Annotated in this window: 19 protein-coding genes and 1 tRNA gene; 13 read left to right on the top strand and 7 right to left on the bottom strand. The window is 64.2% G+C overall.

Annotated features, from left to right (window positions below):
* Positions 1-14 precede the first annotated feature (14 nt).
* Positions 15-470, top strand: a complete 456-nt coding sequence (gene fabZ, locus EL2594_RS03790) for a 3-hydroxyacyl-ACP dehydratase FabZ (RefSeq protein ID WP_011413733.1) — start codon at positions 15-17, stop codon at positions 468-470.
* Positions 471-870: 400 nt separating this feature from the next.
* Positions 871-1,095, top strand: a complete 225-nt coding sequence (rpmE, locus tag EL2594_RS03795; RefSeq protein WP_011413734.1) for a 50S ribosomal protein L31 — start codon at positions 871-873, stop codon at positions 1,093-1,095.
* A 69-nt stretch (positions 1,096-1,164) separates the two neighbouring features.
* Here the strand turns inward: rpmE and EL2594_RS03800 are convergent, their stop codons facing one another.
* The 3 genes from EL2594_RS03800 to EL2594_RS03810 are packed head-to-tail and all read right to left on the bottom strand — an operon-like array spanning position 1,165 to position 2,829.
* Positions 1,165-1,812: a hypothetical protein gene (locus tag EL2594_RS03800; protein ID WP_011413735.1), complete on the bottom strand. Its 648-nt coding sequence runs from the start codon at positions 1,810-1,812 to the stop codon at positions 1,165-1,167.
* 52 nt (positions 1,813-1,864) lie between these two features.
* Positions 1,865-2,179, bottom strand: coding sequence for a TraR/DksA family transcriptional regulator (locus tag EL2594_RS03805; protein ID WP_011413736.1), 315 nt, complete (start codon positions 2,177-2,179; stop codon positions 1,865-1,867).
* Entirely contained in the window at positions 2,176-2,829 is a 654-nt protein-coding gene (locus EL2594_RS03810) for a prolyl hydroxylase family protein (protein ID WP_011413737.1), read from the bottom strand. The genes EL2594_RS03805 and EL2594_RS03810 overlap by 4 nt, the downstream gene beginning before the upstream one ends.
* Positions 2,830-3,023: 194 nt before the next feature.
* Between EL2594_RS03810 and EL2594_RS03815 the strand changes: the two genes are divergently transcribed.
* The 11 genes from EL2594_RS03815 (at position 3,024) to EL2594_RS03860 (ending at position 11,672) form a co-directional block, all read left to right on the top strand.
* Positions 3,024-3,100, top strand: a tRNA-His gene (locus EL2594_RS03815).
* Positions 3,101-3,152: 52 nt separating this feature from the next.
* Positions 3,153-4,226 carry a Leu/Phe/Val dehydrogenase gene (locus EL2594_RS03820; protein ID WP_011413738.1) on the top strand — a complete coding sequence of 358 codons (1,074 nt, stop codon included), beginning with the start codon at positions 3,153-3,155 and terminating at the stop codon, positions 4,224-4,226.
* A 67-nt stretch (positions 4,227-4,293) separates the two neighbouring features.
* On the top strand, positions 4,294-5,016 hold the full coding sequence (ccmC, locus tag EL2594_RS03825; RefSeq protein ID WP_011413739.1) for a heme ABC transporter permease CcmC: 723 nt from the start codon (positions 4,294-4,296) through the stop codon (positions 5,014-5,016).
* Entirely contained in the window at positions 5,016-5,156 is a 141-nt protein-coding gene (locus EL2594_RS15455) for a hypothetical protein (RefSeq protein WP_011413740.1), read from the top strand. The genes ccmC and EL2594_RS15455 overlap by 1 nt, the downstream gene beginning before the upstream one ends.
* Positions 5,153-5,629 carry a cytochrome c maturation protein CcmE gene (gene ccmE, locus EL2594_RS03830; RefSeq protein WP_011413741.1) on the top strand — a complete coding sequence of 159 codons (477 nt, stop codon included), beginning with the start codon at positions 5,153-5,155 and terminating at the stop codon, positions 5,627-5,629. The genes EL2594_RS15455 and ccmE overlap by 4 nt, the downstream gene beginning before the upstream one ends.
* Positions 5,626-7,575 carry a heme lyase CcmF/NrfE family subunit gene (locus EL2594_RS03835; RefSeq protein WP_011413742.1) on the top strand — a complete coding sequence of 650 codons (1,950 nt, stop codon included), beginning with the start codon at positions 5,626-5,628 and terminating at the stop codon, positions 7,573-7,575. The genes ccmE and EL2594_RS03835 overlap by 4 nt, the downstream gene beginning before the upstream one ends.
* Positions 7,572-8,114 (top strand): DsbE family thiol:disulfide interchange protein, encoded by a 543-nt coding sequence (locus EL2594_RS03840; protein WP_011413743.1) that lies wholly within the window; start codon positions 7,572-7,574, stop codon positions 8,112-8,114. The genes EL2594_RS03835 and EL2594_RS03840 overlap by 4 nt, the downstream gene beginning before the upstream one ends.
* A complete protein-coding gene (locus tag EL2594_RS03845) occupies positions 8,111-8,512 on the top strand; it encodes a cytochrome c-type biogenesis protein (protein WP_011413744.1) in 402 nt (133 codons plus the stop codon). The genes EL2594_RS03840 and EL2594_RS03845 overlap by 4 nt, the downstream gene beginning before the upstream one ends.
* On the top strand, positions 8,509-9,234 hold the full coding sequence (locus EL2594_RS03850) for a tetratricopeptide repeat protein (protein WP_011413745.1): 726 nt from the start codon (positions 8,509-8,511) through the stop codon (positions 9,232-9,234). The genes EL2594_RS03845 and EL2594_RS03850 overlap by 4 nt, the downstream gene beginning before the upstream one ends.
* Before the next feature lie 204 nt (positions 9,235-9,438).
* The gene (locus EL2594_RS03855; RefSeq protein ID WP_011413746.1) at positions 9,439-11,307 is read left to right on the top strand and encodes a potassium transporter Kup; all 1,869 of its coding nucleotides are present in this window, start codon (positions 9,439-9,441) and stop codon (positions 11,305-11,307) included.
* A 77-nt stretch (positions 11,308-11,384) separates the two neighbouring features.
* Entirely contained in the window at positions 11,385-11,672 is a 288-nt protein-coding gene (locus tag EL2594_RS03860) for a GIY-YIG nuclease family protein (RefSeq protein ID WP_011413747.1), read from the top strand.
* Between the two features lie 52 nt (positions 11,673-11,724).
* Here EL2594_RS03860 and EL2594_RS03865 read toward each other — a convergent pair whose 3' ends face one another.
* From EL2594_RS03865 to dapF, 4 genes are read right to left on the bottom strand one after another with little or no spacing between them, the layout of a single operon-like run.
* Positions 11,725-12,474 (bottom strand): inner membrane-spanning protein YciB, encoded by a 750-nt coding sequence (locus tag EL2594_RS03865; protein ID WP_081432274.1) that lies wholly within the window; start codon positions 12,472-12,474, stop codon positions 11,725-11,727.
* Positions 12,475-12,477: 3 nt separating this feature from the next.
* Positions 12,478-13,392, bottom strand: coding sequence for a signal recognition particle-docking protein FtsY (gene ftsY, locus EL2594_RS03870; protein ID WP_011413749.1), 915 nt, complete (start codon positions 13,390-13,392; stop codon positions 12,478-12,480).
* Complete coding sequence (locus EL2594_RS03875) at positions 13,389-14,564, bottom strand: MiaB/RimO family radical SAM methylthiotransferase (protein ID WP_011413750.1); 1,176 nt, start codon at positions 14,562-14,564, stop codon at positions 13,389-13,391. Before EL2594_RS03875 ends, ftsY begins: the two co-directional genes overlap by 4 nt.
* Complete coding sequence (gene dapF, locus EL2594_RS03880) at positions 14,561-15,370, bottom strand: diaminopimelate epimerase (protein WP_011413751.1); 810 nt, start codon at positions 15,368-15,370, stop codon at positions 14,561-14,563. The genes EL2594_RS03875 and dapF overlap by 4 nt, the downstream gene beginning before the upstream one ends.
* Positions 15,371-15,429: the final 59 nt, after the last annotated feature.

The following is a 15,429-nucleotide window of genomic DNA, read 5'->3' on the forward strand; positions in this document are numbered from 1 at the left end:
ACGGGGGCAGCGGTATGAGCGAACAGGGTTCGTATGACATCCAGCAGGTGCTGAAAGCGCTGCCGCATCGCTATCCGCTGCTCCTGGTCGACCGGGTCAAGTCGATGGATTTGGGGGAACGCATCCACGCCGTCAAAGGCGTGACGATGAACGAAGAGTTCTTCCAGGGCCATTTCCCCGGCGCGCCGATCATGCCCGGCGTCCTGCAGGTGGAAGCGATGGCGCAGGCCGCCGCGATCCTCGGCATCGAGACACTGGAACTGGCCGGGACCGGCAAGCTGGTGTTCTTCATGGGCATCGAGAATGCCAAGTTCCGCAAGCCCGTGACGCCCGGGTGCCTGCTCGACCTCGAAGTCGAATTCACCCAGAAGCGCAGCCGCGTCTACAAGTTCAGGGGCAAGGCGAGCGTGGAAGGCGTGACGACCAGCGAGGCGGAATTTACGGCGATGATCGCGGATCCTCCAGCGTGAGTTTTTTGTTTTGCGCACCCCATCCGGGTTGCGATATCCTCGCTCAAGGGGCCTGACGGCCCAATCGCTGCGGGCGCGCAGTCGCGCTTGCGGTCGGCTGGGCGCCGACCGTGCTCCGCCAAACGATAGCGAACTCCCAAACCGAAGTTCTCAGCTTCGTCGCGGAGCACCGGGCCGGCGGAGGCCCGGCGTTGCGAAGCAGAACGGCCAAAGGCCGGACAACGGCGACCGCCCGCCCGCAGCGGGTGCGGCTTGCCGCACGTCTAGCGAGGACGCGCCCACGGATGTGGGTGCGGAAAACAAACACGTTGCACCCAAGCGTCAACGCCGCTAACAGCCCCCATCCATTTTTACAGCGCGTCCGGTCGGAACCGGGCACAAGCTACGAAGGACGAATACTATGAAGGCCGAAGGGCACCCCGAATATCACATGATCACGGTCAAGATGACCGATGGCACCGAATTCCAGACGCGTTCGACCTGGGGCAACGAAGGCGAGACCCTCGCGCTCGAGATCGACCCGACCAGTCACCCGGCATGGACCGGCGGCAAGCAGCAGCTTCAGGAAGGCGGGCGCGTGGCGCAGTTCAACAAGCGCTTCGGCGGGCTTTCGCTCAAGAAATAAGCTGAGAATCAGTTCCGCAGCTTCGGCTGCGAAGGGAAGGGCGGTCCGACGGGGCCGCCTTTTTCCGTTCTAGCCAAACAGGCCCGGCAACAGGTTCGCCGCCCCTACGCCCAGCCCGAAGACTGCGGCGAGAACCCCGATGATGCTCCAGATTTCGCGAGGGGTCATCTCGGAGAACTTGGTCCTGCCATCCAGCGATTTCAGCAGTTTCGGCGTCTTCTTGCGCGGGATCACGCGGGTGGTCACCCAATTCCGCATCGAGCTCAAGACATCCGCCTTGTGCAACTCTGCCGGGTCGAGGTCGACATACTGGACGTACCAATCGACCTTGGTTTCAATAAGACCTTCCTCAGAAAGTCCGCGCTGACACAGGATGTAGAGAGGAATGCCGAGGCTGTAGGCCATGGCGGATTCAATGTGATTCCACGGCGTGGTATAGATTTGGGACTGGAGGGGAACAGGGACGCTGCTGGCGCGCTTCTCCGTGCCGTCGGCGAGAAACTTGCGCTCGTAGGCCACCACCACGACCCCGTCGCATTGAGACATCACCGACTTGATCTTGGACAGCGGGTTGCCGTCCGGATATTCGTTCTTGCCGATAATCCTCGGATCGACCCCGCATTGGTCTCGCAAGACCGCTTCCAGAGTATCTCTGAATGCCTGACTTTCCGAGGAGTAGGGCGTCCCCATGCTGATGAATACTCTGGGTGCTGCCATCCGGTCTGTCTCGGTGTCCTAGTGCCTCAAAATGAAGTGAAATGCGGCCAAGCTATGCGCATTTGATGCAGCGCGTCGCGATCGGTCGCGCCTCGAGCCGCTCTTTCGGAATCGGTTCGCCGCACTTGGCGCAGGTTCCGTAGCTGCCGTTCTCGATCCGCGCGAGGGCATAGCGAACTTGCTGGATTTCCGCGCGCAGCACATCGTCGACCCCTTCGAGCGCCTCGTCGTCGGCCAGGTCGACGGCCTGCTCGCTGGAATCGGCATCAAGGGGGCCGCGCAGGTCGTCTTCGATCACGTTCGCACGCTCGAGCAGGTCGGCCAGGCGTTCCTGCAATTGCGGCCTGAAGCCATCGAATTCACTCATGACCACCCCCACGGTTTTTCACGGTACCACTTGGTTATCACATATTTGAGCCCGCGGCGCACCTTCATGCCGTGATGCAGCGCGTTGACATTGCCGACCATCTGCCCGGTCGCGGGATCGAGCCGGCGGTTGTTCCAGCACAGCAGCTTGCCTGTCTCGGGCTGGAAGCTCTTCTTCACCGTCTTGAACCGTGTCGCGCCTCCCGCCTCGACCTCGTTGAGGTAGATCATGAAAGTCCAGGTCCGCTGGCCTGCGACCGCGCAATATTTCTCGTAATCCGCGCCGTTTGGTTCGAACCAATCGTTGTGCGGCTTGAATTCCTGCCCGACTTCGTAGCGCTGGCCCTGAACCGGCTCGCCGTGGGCGGAATCGATCCCGCTCAATTCCTCCAGCATCGCCTCCAGCGCACCGACCGCATCGAGATCGGGGTCGAGGTCGCAGGTTTCGCTGGTGCGGAAATACTCGTCGCCATTGTGGTCGGCAATTGTCGAGGGGCGGCGATTGGTTTCGATCAACGCGATCAGCTCCGCGCAGTGATCGGGCGAGAGGAAATCGCGCCGCTGGAACAGCTCGAGCTTGGCGTAGGGCAGGCGCTGGACGCCGCCGTAATGTGTGAGCCGGTCTGCCGAAGATTCGCCGGGTGGAAGCATGGCGACAAGTCTAGCCGCGCGCAGGCCGCTCGCAAGCTGCGAAACAATATTACGCACATACGCGGCAGACGCACTTTTCACTTCACATGCGGCCGCTCGTGTGCAACAGGCTCGCGCCCGCGTTCGGGTGCCCTTGACGGGCGCGCGGATGGGCGTAACAGCGCGCTCCTGCATGGCTTTGTGCGGGGCTTGTGGCGATCGTAGCTCAGTTGGTTAGAGCGCCGGTTTGTGGTACCGGAGGTCGGGGGTTCGAGACCCCTCGATCGCCCCATTTTCCCCCTCGCAACAGCACACTCTTCCACCCCACAGCAAGGGCAGGGGCGATGAACGCGATGACGGCATTCTGGACCGAAGCGGATTACGACGATCACGAGCTGGTCCAGCTCGTGCGCGATCCCAAATCGGGCCTGACCGCGATTATCGCGATCCATTCGACCCATCTCGGCCCGGGCGCCGGTGGCACGCGTTTCTGGCACTATCCCGATCCCAAGGCAGCGATGCGCGACGCGCTGCGGCTCAGCCGCGGGATGAGCTACAAGAACGCGATGGCCGGCCTGCCGATGGGCGGCGGCAAGGCCGTGATCCTCGCCGACGAGGATCGCACCAAGTCGCCCGAGATGCTCGCCGCCTTCGGCGATGCGGTCGAAGCGCTGGGTGGCAAATACGTGACCGCTGAGGACGTCGGCATCAGCGAAGCCGACATGGTCGCCGTTTCGCAGCGCACCAGCTATGTTTCGGGCCTGCCGGTCGAGGGCGAAGATTCGGCTGGCGGCGATCCCGGTCCGTTCACTGCCATGGGCATCTATCACGGCATCAAGGCCGCTGTGGCGCACAAGCTCGGCAAGGACAGCGTCAAGGGCGTCCATGTCGCGGTGCAGGGCACCGGCAGCGTCGGCGGCGGCGTTGCGCGCCTGCTGGCCAAGGATGGTGCCAAGCTGACGCTCTCCGACATCCACGAAGACCGCGCCGAAGCGCTGGCGACCGAGCTTGGCGGCAAGGCCGTCGCGCCCGATGCGATCATGAGCACGGCCTGCGACGTTTTCAGCCCCAACGCTCTTGGCGCGATCCTCGATGACGAAGGCATTGCGCGGCTCGACTGCGCCATTGTCGCCGGCGGCGCCAACAACCAGTTCGCCCGCGCCAAACATGGTGCCATGCTGGCCGAGCGCGATATCCTCTACGCCCCGGATTATGTCATCAATGCCGGCGGTATCATTAGCGTGGCGCAAGAATATCTCGACCGCCAGCAGGGCGCGTCCGGCGGCATCAACGAAGTCCGCAAGCGCATCGCCCAGATTCCCGAGCGGCTGGTGCAGATCTGGCAAGAGAGCGAACGCAGCGGCATTTCCGCGGACGTCGTTGCCGACCGCATGGCCCAGAAGCTCATCGGGCGGTGACGAATAGGCCTTCGGTCTCGCTTGCAGGGGCCTGCCCGCGCGACTAGATTGCAACGCGACACGTCTCATGCACGCTTTCGCCAATCCCAAACGCTTCCTGTCGCTCGCCGGCTGGCTCACGCCGCTATTGCTGGTGAGCGGTCTGGTGCTCGCCGCAGGTTCGCTGTGGTGGGGGCTGACGCAGGTGCCGCCCGATCGGCTGATGGGCGAAACGGTGCGCATCCTGTTCCTGCACGTGCCCGCTGCCTGGCTCGGCATGGGGGGATGGACCGCAATCGCGGTGTCGAGCCTCGTCTACCTCGTCTGGCGCCACCCGCTCGCGGCGATCGCCGCGCAGGCGGCGGCATGGCCGGGCATTGTGTTTACTGCGATCTGCCTCGCGACGGGGTCGATCTGGGGCCGCCCGACATGGGGGACCTGGTGGGTGTGGGACGGGCGGCTGACCAGCATGCTAGTGCTGCTGTTCCTCTATGCAGGTTATCTCGCACTGGCGCAGGCGGCCGAGCGTGAGGGCGTGTCCGCACGGATTCCCGCGATCTTCGGCCTTGTCGGCGCCGTCAATATCCCGATCATCAACCGTTCGGTCGTGTGGTGGAATTCGCTGCACCAGCCACCCTCGATCACCGTCGGGAAGAGCGCGATTGCGCCTGAGTTCCTGTGGCCGCTGCTCATCGCAGTCGTCGGTTTTTCGTTGATCTTCGGCGGCGTCGTGCTGGCGCGGATGCGGGCGATTCTCGCCGATGTCCAGACCGAGGCCCGGCTGCGGCGCAAGGCAATGGAGGCGGCGTGATGCGCGAGGGGCTCGACCAATGGGACTTCGTGATCGCGGCCTATGCGGTGGGCGTTCTCGGCACGTTGGCTATGGTGGCGTGGAGCTGGATTTCGATGAAGCGTGCCGAAGCGCGGCGTGAAAAGGCGCGCAGGAAATGAGCGAGACGACCGGCGGTCTCAAACCAAAGCACCAGCGGCTGGTGCTTGTCGTAATCGCGCTGGTGGTGCTGGTCGCGGCGGGATTGCTCGCGGCATATGCCTTGCGCAACCAGGCGAGCTATTTCTACGTGCCGAGCCAGATTGTCGCCGAAAAACCTTCGCCCGACCGCGCCGTGCGGCTAGGTGGGATGGTGCAGGAGGGCTCGATCGAGACGCTCGAGGACGGCGTGACCGTGTCCTTCGTCGTCGGTGACGGCGATGCGACGGTGCCGGTGCGCTTCGTCGGTATTTTGCCGGACCTGTTCGTGGAAAATTCGGGCGTCGTTGCCGAAGGGCGCTACCAGGCCGATGGCACCTTCGTGGCGGACAATCTACTCGCCAAGCATGACGAGAACTACGTGCCGCGCGAATTGCAGGACATGGAGCAGCATCAGGCGGCCGACGTTTACGGCGAGACGGTCGAAGGTACATGATCGCGGAGGTCGGCCTCGCCGCGCTGTGGATGGCCGCAGCGCTTGCACTCGGGCAGATGGTTTGCGGCGCGCTGGCCTTGCGAGAGCAGGGCGCGGAGATCGGTGCGCTGACCCGGCCATTCGCCATCGTACAGGGCCTGCTGCTCGCTATCTCCTTCGCCTGCCTGCTCTATCTCTTTGCAATCACCGATCTTTCGACGAAGCTCGTCGTCGCCAATTCGCATGTCGACAAGCCGATGATCTTCAAGGTCACCGGTGTCTGGGGCAACCATGAAGGTTCGATGCTGCTGTGGGTCACGGTAATGGCGCTGGCCGGTGCGCTGATCGCATGGCTCGAGCGGCGACTGCCTGAGAACACCATGCAGGCGACACTGGCCGCGCAAGGCTTCGTCGCGCTGGGGTTCTTCGCTTTCCTGCTGTTCAGTTCCAATCCGTTCGAGCGGCTGCCGACCCCCGCAGTTTCCGGCGTTGGCCTCAATCCGTTGCTGCAGGACATCGGCTTGGCCTTCCATCCGCCGACGCTTTACATCGGCTATGTCGGCCTGTCGGTCGCCTTCAGCTTCGTCGTCGGCGCGCTGGTCACGCGGCAGGTGACGCCCGACTTTGCCCGCGCGATGCGGCCCTGGGTGCTGGGCGCGTGGGTGTTCCTGACGCTCGGCATCACCGCGGGCAGTTACTGGGCCTATTACGAGCTCGGCTGGGGTGGCTACTGGTTCTGGGACCCGGTCGAGAACGCGTCGCTTATGCCGTGGCTCGCGGCGACGGCGCTGCTGCATTCGGTCGGCGTGCTGGCCGCGCGCGATGCATTACGGACATGGACCGTCATGCTCGGCGTGATCGCCTTCTCCATGAGCATGCTCGGCACGTTCCTCGTACGTTCGGGAGTGTTGACCAGTGTCCACGCCTTCGCCGTCGACCCCGAGCGCGGCGCTTTCATCCTTGCATTGCTGGTCCTCTATATCGGCGGCTCGCTGGCGCTCTTCGCCCTTCGCGCGGGCAGCATTTCGGAGGGAGAGCGCTTCACATTGGCGAGCCGCGAGAGCGCGCTGGTATTCAACAATGTGATGCTCAGCGCCATCCTCGGCGTAGTGCTGCTCGGCACGCTCTATCCGCTGCTGGCTGAGGCCTTCAATGCGCGCGTGTCGGTCGGGCCGCCTTACTTCAATCCGGTCAGTGCGGTCTTCGCCGTGCCGATGTTCCTGGTGCTGGCGGTCGGTCCGCTGCTGCAATGGCGCAAGGACAGGTTCAGCCGGATCAAGACGCCGGTGATGATTTCCGGCGCTGCATTGGTGTTGGCGCTGGTCGGCCTCGGCCTGTTTGTCGACATGAGCATACTGGCGCTGATCGGCTTTGCGCTGGCGATCGGCCTCGGTGTCGCGAGCCTGCAACCTCTGTGGGGCCGCAACCTGTTGCGCGTGCCGACCGCGACTTGGGGCATGGTCGCAGCGCATTTCGGAGTCGCGGTGGCGCTGTTCGGCATTGCCAGCGAAGCGGCGCTGACCGAAGAGCGGCTGGCTGCGCTGACCCCGGGTGAAAGCGTTGTAGTGGGCGAATGGATGGTGACGCTCGACGGCGTGGAGCCGCGCGCCGGGCCGAACTGGACCGCGCTCGAAGCCCGCATCCTGGCGAGCTACGACGGCGGTGCGCAGCGCGCGCTGGCACCGCAGGCGCGTACGTTCACCGAACCCGTGCAGGAAACCACGGAAAGCGCGCTCGAAACGCGCTGGAACGGCCAACTTTACGCCACGCTCGGCAACCGCCTGCCCGACGGTCGCTGGCAATTGCGGTTGTGGTGGAAACCCTTCGTTACGTTGATCTGGTTCGGCGGTATATTGATCGCGCTGGGCGGTGCGCTTGCCATTGTCGGGCACCTGCGCGTTCACTTGCGCCGCCAATCGATCGAACGGCAGATCGCGCTTCGCCACGGGCAGGAGCTACCGGCATGAACAAGCTGCTGATCTGGGGGCCGCTGGCGCTGTTCCTGTTCTTTGCCGGGGTGGCGGGATACCAGTTGACCCAGCCGAAGGACGAGACCGTGCGCAGCGCGATGGTCGGCAAACCGCTGCCGGCCTTCGACCTGCCGGCTTATGATCCGGCGGGCGAGGGCGATGGGCCAGCGCGGATCACCGACGCGATCTTTCGTGACGGCAGGCCGAAGCTTCTGAATGTCTGGGCCAGCTGGTGCCTGCCCTGCATCGCCGAGGCCCCGCAACTGGAAGCGCTGGAGCAGATGGGCGTGGAGATCGTCGGTGTCGCCATCCGCGACAAACCCGAAGACATCGCGCAATTCCTTGCCCGTCACGGCAATCCTTACACCGCTATCGCTCGCGACGACATCTCCGAGGTCCAGCTCGGCATCGGCTCGAGCGGGGTGCCGGAAACCTTCGTGATCGATGGCGAGGGCGTGATCCGATACCAGCATATCGGCGATATCCGGCCCGAACACATCTCGGACCTGCTGCGCGAGCTGGAGGCGGCGGGATGATCCGTCTCCTCGCTCTCGTTCTCGCACTTCTCGCCGCGCCGCTCGCCGCGCAGCAGCGATTGCCCGATGCACCGCTGGCCAATGTCCAGCTTGAGGACCCGGCGCAGGAGCAGGCCGCGCTCGACCTGATGGAGACATTGCGCTGCCTCACCTGCCAGTCGCAATCGATCCATGACAGCGACGCGCCCATCGCCGGTGACATGCGCCACCAGGTCCGCAGCCGCATTGCGGCGGGCGAACATCCGGAGCAGATTCGCGCGTGGATGATCGAGCGCTACGGCGATTATATCAGCTACAGCCCGACCGTGAGCCGGACGACTTGGCCGCTCTACATGGTCCCGGTCCTGCTCATGCTCGCGGCGCTGGGCCTGTTCTGGCGCCGGATGCGCCGCTCGTGAGCACCTGGATCGCGATTGCCGCTATGGCGCTTACGGCTTTCGGGCTGGGTGCGTGGCTGCTGCGCGAGCAGCGCGGTGTCTGGACCTTGATGGCGGCGATGCTGGTGGTGGGGCTGGCGGGCTATGCCTGGCAAGGCTCGCCAGGGTATGGCTCGGTTTCGGCCGAAAGCTTGGAAGAGCCGCGCGGCAACCCCGGGCTGATCGATGCACGCCGCGAGTTCTTCGATCCGGCCAATCCGCCCAGCCGCTATGTCACCACCGCCGATGCCTTCGCGCGGCGCGGCGACTACGAACGCGCCGCCAATTTCCTGCGCGGCGCGGTGTCCGAGAACCCCAATGACGGCGAGGCATGGCTGGCGCTAGGCGTCGCGCTGGTCGAACATGCCCGCGGCAACGAGGCGCCGGCCGCCGAAATGGCCTTCAAGCAGGCCCGCGCGCGTTTGCCGGGCAATCCCGGGCCGGCGTTCTTTCAAGGCGTCAACGCCATGCGCGCCGGGGAGTTCACTCAAGCACGCGAGCTGTGGATCGAAGCGCTGGCCGAGTCGGACGAGAATGCGCCGGGCCGCGAATATGTCGCCGAGCGCCTCGTCGGTCTCGACCGCCTGATGGAAACCCTGATGCAGCAGATGCAGGGCGACCCACGCACAACTCCGCCAGGCACCCCCGCAATGCCCCCCGCAGCGTCCTCAACGCCACCCGCGCCGGGTACCGGTGGACCCTAGCCGTGGTTGCATGGGGCGTGTCGCCCTGCTAGGCGCGCGCGTCCTCGTTGAAACGGGGGCGGTGCATCGGGGAGGGCGTGTCGGCACGAGCCGCGACGCGAGAGTGCACAGTGCGCATCCAGCCATGGGATCGGATAGACCGAGAATATGAGCGAAGCTTCTCCATCTGTTGACCGCGCGCCTCCGGGTGCCGGCGATCAGCACATGGATTCCACCACCAAGCTGGCGATCGGGGCCATCGGCATCGTCTTCGGCGATATCGGCACCAGCCCGCTTTACGCCTTCCGCGAGACCTTCGTCGGACCCAACCCGCTGCCGATCGACTACAACCACGTCCTCGGCGTCGTCAGCCTGATCTTCTGGTCGATGACGCTGATCGTGGCGATCCAGTATGTCACCATCCTGATGCGCGCCGACAACAAGGGGCAAGGCGGCAGTCTCGCGCTCGTGGCTCTCATCAGCCGGAGCGTGCGCAACACCAATTACGGCTGGCTGGTGGTGTTGCTGGGGGTCTTTGCGACGTCGCTGTTCTACGGCGACAGCATGATTACGCCTGCGATCTCCGTCCTGTCGGCGGTAGAGGGGCTGGTCGTGGTCGACCCCGAACTGCAGGGCTTCGTCATCCCGATTGCGCTGGTGCTGCTGGTCGGCCTGTTCGTGCTGCAGAAGCGCGGCACCGCGAAGGTCGGTGCACTCTTTGCTCCGGTAATGATCGTCTATTTCACCGTCATCGCCACGCTGGGCCTGATCTCCATCGTCCAGCATCCGGAAATTCTCTACGCGCTCAACCCCTATTACGCGGTGCTGTTCTTCATCAATGACGGGTTTCTGGCCTTCCTAGCGCTCGGTTCGGTGGTGCTGGCGGTTACGGGGTCCGAAGCGCTCTATTCGGACATGGGCCATTTCGGCCGCGGCCCGATGAAGCTGAGCTGGTTCGGCTTCGTCATGCCGTGCCTCTTGCTCAATTATTTCGGGCAGGGTGCGATGATCGTCTCGTTAAGCGGGCCGGAAGCGCAGGAAGCGATCCAGGCACCGTTCTTCCTGCTCGCGCCGGAGATGCTGCGCCTGCCGCTGGTGATTCTCGCGACCTTCGCCACATTCATCGCCAGCCAGGCGGTGATCAGCGGTGCATTCTCGATCACCCATCAGGCCATCCAGCTCGGCTTCGTGCCGCGCCTCTCCGTCCGCCACACCAGCGATGCCCATTCGGGCCAGATCTACATTCCCGTCATCAACTGGGCGCTGATGGTGGCGGTGATCCTGCTGGTGCTGACCTTCCAGAACTCGTCCAATCTCGCCAGCGCCTACGGCATCGCGGTAACCGGCGCGGTCACGATCGATACGCTGCTGATGGCAGTGCTGCTGGTCGGGGTGTGGAAATGGAAATGGTACTACGCCGCGCCGGTGGTGATCGTCTTCCTGATCATCGACGGGGCCTATTTCGCCGCCAACCTCACCAAGGTGCCCGACGGCGGCTGGTTCCCGCTGGTGGTCGGCCTGATCGTCTTCACCCTGCTCACCACCTGGGCGCGCGGCCGGAAGCTGATGCGAGAACGGATGAGCGAAGTCGCGCTGCCGATCGAAATCTTCGCCAAGAGCGCGCACAACAGCGCCACCCGCGTGCCGGGCACCGCGATCTTCATGGCCTCCAGCACCGCAGGCGTTCCCTCCGCGCTGCTGCACAACATCAAGCACAACAAGGTGCTGCACGAACGCGTGGTGATCCTGACGGTGGAGATATCCGACATCCCCTATGTCGATCCTGCCAAACGCTGCGAATATTCGGAGATCGGCCAGGGCATCTACCGCGCGATCCTGCACTATGGCTTCATGGAAGAAACCAACGTACCCGAAGGGCTCAAGTCGATGCAGCAATGCGGCGGCGAGTTCGACATGATGCAGACCAGTTTCTTCCTCAGCCGCCAGACCCTGTTGCCGAGCGACAAGCCCGGCATGCCGATCTGGCGCGAGAAGATCTTTGCATGGATGCTGCGCAATGCGGCGACGGCGATGGAGTTCTTCGGGCTGCCCACGAACCGCGTGGTGGAGCTTGGGAGCCAGGTGCGGATTTAGGAGTCCTTGCCCAAAACCGATAACCCGTCATCCCAGCGAAAGCTGGGATCTTTGTCGGCTCAGTGCTACCTCACAGGATGATGGGAGGCTGGGTCTACATTCCAACCAACAAACGCGACGGCGTGCTCTACATCGGCGTCACCTCCAACCTCCCAGCGCGAATGGTGCAACACCGAAATGGAGAAGGTTCGGCCTTTTGTCGCCGGTATGGCATCAAATGCCTCGTCTATGCTGAAGAGTATGGCAACATTGACGAGGCGATAGTTCGCGAAAAGGCATTGAAGGCTTGGAAGCGCGCTTGGAAAATCGAGCTGATCGAACGTGCGAACCCGGAATGGGACGATCTTTTCGAGCGTCTGAGCTAGCTGAGAGAGATCCCAGCTTTCGCTGGGATGACGATGGAGTTGATGTGCTGCTCTAAGCCGTCGGCGGTTCGTCTTTCACGGCTTCATCGGCATCTTCGACCGCCAACCCGTGCTTCAACAACATCGGGATTTGCGTGAAGGTGAAGAGAAAGCTTAGCGGCAGGAACACCCAGAGTTTCGCTGCGAGCCAATCACCGAAGTCGAGATACCAGCGCAGGAATTCGTTGAGAGCGGCAAGCGCGAGGAAGAAGATGCCCCAATTGCGGCTGAGCTTGAGCCAACCTTCCTCGCTGAGGCCTTCGAACGCCGCTTCGAGCAGGATCTTGAGCAGCGATTTGCCCATCGCGAACCCGACCAGCAGCGCAGCGCCCATCAGCACGTAGATGATCGTCGGCTTGAGCTGGACGAAGGTGGGATCGCCGAAGAAGATCGTCAGCGCGCCGAAGCCGAGGATCAGCGCGGTCGAAAACCACAGCATGGGCGAGACCTTGCCGAGGCGAAATTTCGAGAAGAGCAGTGCGATGACCGAGGCGACCATGAAGGCGAGCGTGCCGCGAATGACCGCGCCGATTTCGGCGATTGGCTCGGGGTCGTCGGGTGCGTACCAGCGATACACGCCGAAGAAGATCAGCAACGGGCCGTAATCGACGACGATGTTGAGCCAGCCGGAGGATTTTTTCTGCGGTTTGCCCGCGTCCTCGTGCTCCGTTCGTGCTGAGTCTGTCGAAGTACGAGGGGCAGGCGCTCCTGCCTGCCCTTCGACAGGCTCAGGGCGAACGGGGGTGGGGTTATGGTCGGTCATGTCTTACGCAATCCCCGCGATCACTTTCGCGACCAGGTCCGGGTCGAACGGTCGCAGGTCGTCGATCGTCTCACCCACGCCGATGGCGTGGATCGGCAAGCCATATTGCTCAGCCGCCGCGACCAGCACACCGCCGCGCGCGGTGCCGTCGAGCTTGGTCATGATCAGGCCGGTCACGCCGGCGACTTCCTTGAATACGTCGATCTGGCTCAATGCGTTCTGGCCATTGGTGGCATCGAGCACCAGGATCACGTCGTGTGGTGCTTCCGGATTGAGGCGCCCAAGAACCTTCCTGATCTTGGCCAATTCGTCCATCAGCTCCCGCTTGTTCTGCAGGCGCCCGGCGGTGTCGACTACCAGCGCATCGGTGCCACGATCGGTCCCGGCTTTCACACCGTCGAACACGATGCTCGCCGGATCGCCGCCCTGCGGACCCTTGACGATCGGCACGCCGACGCGGTCGGCCCAGGTCGCGAGCTGTTCGATGGCGGCGGCGCGAAACGTGTCGCCTGCCGCCAGCATGACCTCGTAATCTTCTTCGACCAGCCAGTGCGCCAGTTTGGCGATCGTGGTGGTCTTGCCGCTGCCGTTGACGCCGATGACGAGGATCACCTGAGGGCGCGGAAAGGCGGTGATTTCCAGCGGCTTCGCGACCGGGCGGAGGATTTCCGCGATCTCGTCGGCGACTGCCTTTTTAAGCTCGCGCTCGCTGATCTGCAGGCCGAAACGCTTTTCCTTCAGCTTCTCGCGGATGCGCGAGGCGGCTGCCGGGCCGAGATCGGACATGATCAGCGCGTCTTCGACCTCCTCCAGCGTTGCATCGTCGAGCGTCGCGGTACTGACGGCGGTGGTGAGGTTTTCGCTCAGCCGGTCGGACGTCTTCTTGAAGCCGCCGAACAGGCGCTCGGTCCAGCTCATGACAGCAGGCCTTTTTCGAAATGTGTGGGGGTAACGGTCACGGTGCTCCCGACTGGTGTCTGGTCGGGCAGTCTAACCCGTGCGTAGGCAGGCGTGTAGCCGCATCCATCGCGTTCGGCGAGGACGCTGTGGGGTTGGTCGAGTTGCGCGCGAAGCCAAGGGTCGCGCACTTCGGCAACCGCCGCGCGCAATTCTGCGGCGCGGCGCTTGATCGTGGGCCTGTCGACCTGCGGCATCCGCGCGGCGGGGGTGCCGGGGCGGGGGGAATAGGGGAAGATGTGGCCGTGGACGATGTCCAGCTCGCGGATAATGGCGAGGTTCGCCGCATGGTGCTCCTCGGTTTCCGTGGGGAAACCCGCGATCAGGTCGGCACCGATGGCGATCTCCGGGCGCGCGGCCTTGAAGCGGAAGACGAGATCGAACGCGTCCGCGCGGCTGTGGCGGCGCTTCATGCGCTTGAGGATCAGGTCGTGCCCGTGCTGCAGCGACAGGTGGATATGCGGCATGACGCGCGGCTCGTGCGCGAAAAGATCGAAAAGCGTCTCGTCGACTTCGATCCCGTCGATCGAGGACATGCGCAGGCGGGTGAGCGTTGGGAAAGCGTCGAGCACCGCGCGGACGAGCGACCCGAGAGCAGGGCTTCCGGGCAGGTCGTGGCCCCAACTGGTGACATCGACGCCGGTCAGCACCACTTCGGCCGCGCCTCGATCGAGATGATGCTCGACGGTCCGCAGGACTTCCGCAATGGACAGCGACTGGCTCTTCCCGCGGCCCTGCGGGATCACGCAGAATGTGCAGGCGTGATCGCAGCCGTTCTGGACGGCGACGAAGGCGCGTGTGTGCTGGGGCGTGACCGGTGCCTGGGGTGCAGGCACGTTCCACGCCCGTGGATCGAGCTTGGCGGCGTTGGCAACCAGGCCGTCGACCTCCGGCATCGCAGCGAGCTGGTCCCGCTCGATATCCGCTGCGCAGCCGGTCACCAGCAGGCGCGCGTTGGGCCGGGCCTTTCGCGCCTTGCGGATCGCCTGGCGCGTCTGGCGCACCGCTTCGCTTGTGACGGCGCAGCTGTTGACGACCACCACGTCGTCTTCGCTCGCCAGCAGCGCGCGGATCTGTGCGCTCTCGGAAATGTTCAGGCGGCATCCGAGCGAAATGACGTCGCTTCCGCTCATGAATAGTCGCCCCAGTCGAAGGTGCCGCGAAAGCTCTCGGCGGCGGGGCCGGTCATGATGATGTGGTCGTCTGCATCCCATTCGATCTGCAACGTGCCGCCGGGCAGGGTCACGGCGACCTTGCGCCCGGTCAGGCCGCGGCGCATTGCGGCGATGGCGGTGGCGCAGGCACCGGTGCCGCAAGCGCGGGTCAGGCCGACGCCGCGTTCCCATACGTGCAGCTTGAGCGCATCGTCGCCGGTCAGGCTGGCGATATTGACGTTGATACGCTCGGGAAACAGCGGATCGGTCTCGATCCCGGGTCCCATCGTATCGAGCGGCACCGCATCGGCATCATCCACGAAGAACACCACATGCGGATTGCCGACATTGACCGCGGCAGGCGCTTCCAGCTCCCCCCAGCCAACCGGCAGCGACAATGTGTCCATGGCATAGGCCAGCGGGATCGCTTCCCAGTCGAAGCGCGGCACGCCCATGTCGACCCGCGCGCCGCCACTGGCGGGCGCTATCGCGATCACGCCGCCGCTCGTCTCGACGTTGGCCGCCTCGCCATGAAGCAGCGCGACCGCCCGCGAGGCATTGCCGCATGCTTCCACTTCGCCGCCATCGGCGTTGAAAATACGCATGCGGAAGTCTGCGCTGTCGGAAGGTTCGAGCAGGATCACCTGGTCGCAGCCGATCCCGGTCTTGCGATCCGCCAGCGCGCGCGCCGTCGCAGCCGTCATCGGCGGCAGGCTCTCGGCACGCGCGTCGAGCATGATGAAATCATTGCCGAGGCCGTGCATCTTGGTGAAGGAGACGCGCATCTTCCGCGCATCTATGGGTCGCGGGAGCGCGCGTAAAGAGCGCGCGCCGCCGATTCGTC

The organism is Erythrobacter litoralis HTCC2594 (genome assembly GCF_000013005.1).
GTDB lineage: Bacteria > Pseudomonadota > Alphaproteobacteria > Sphingomonadales > Sphingomonadaceae > Parerythrobacter > Parerythrobacter litoralis_A.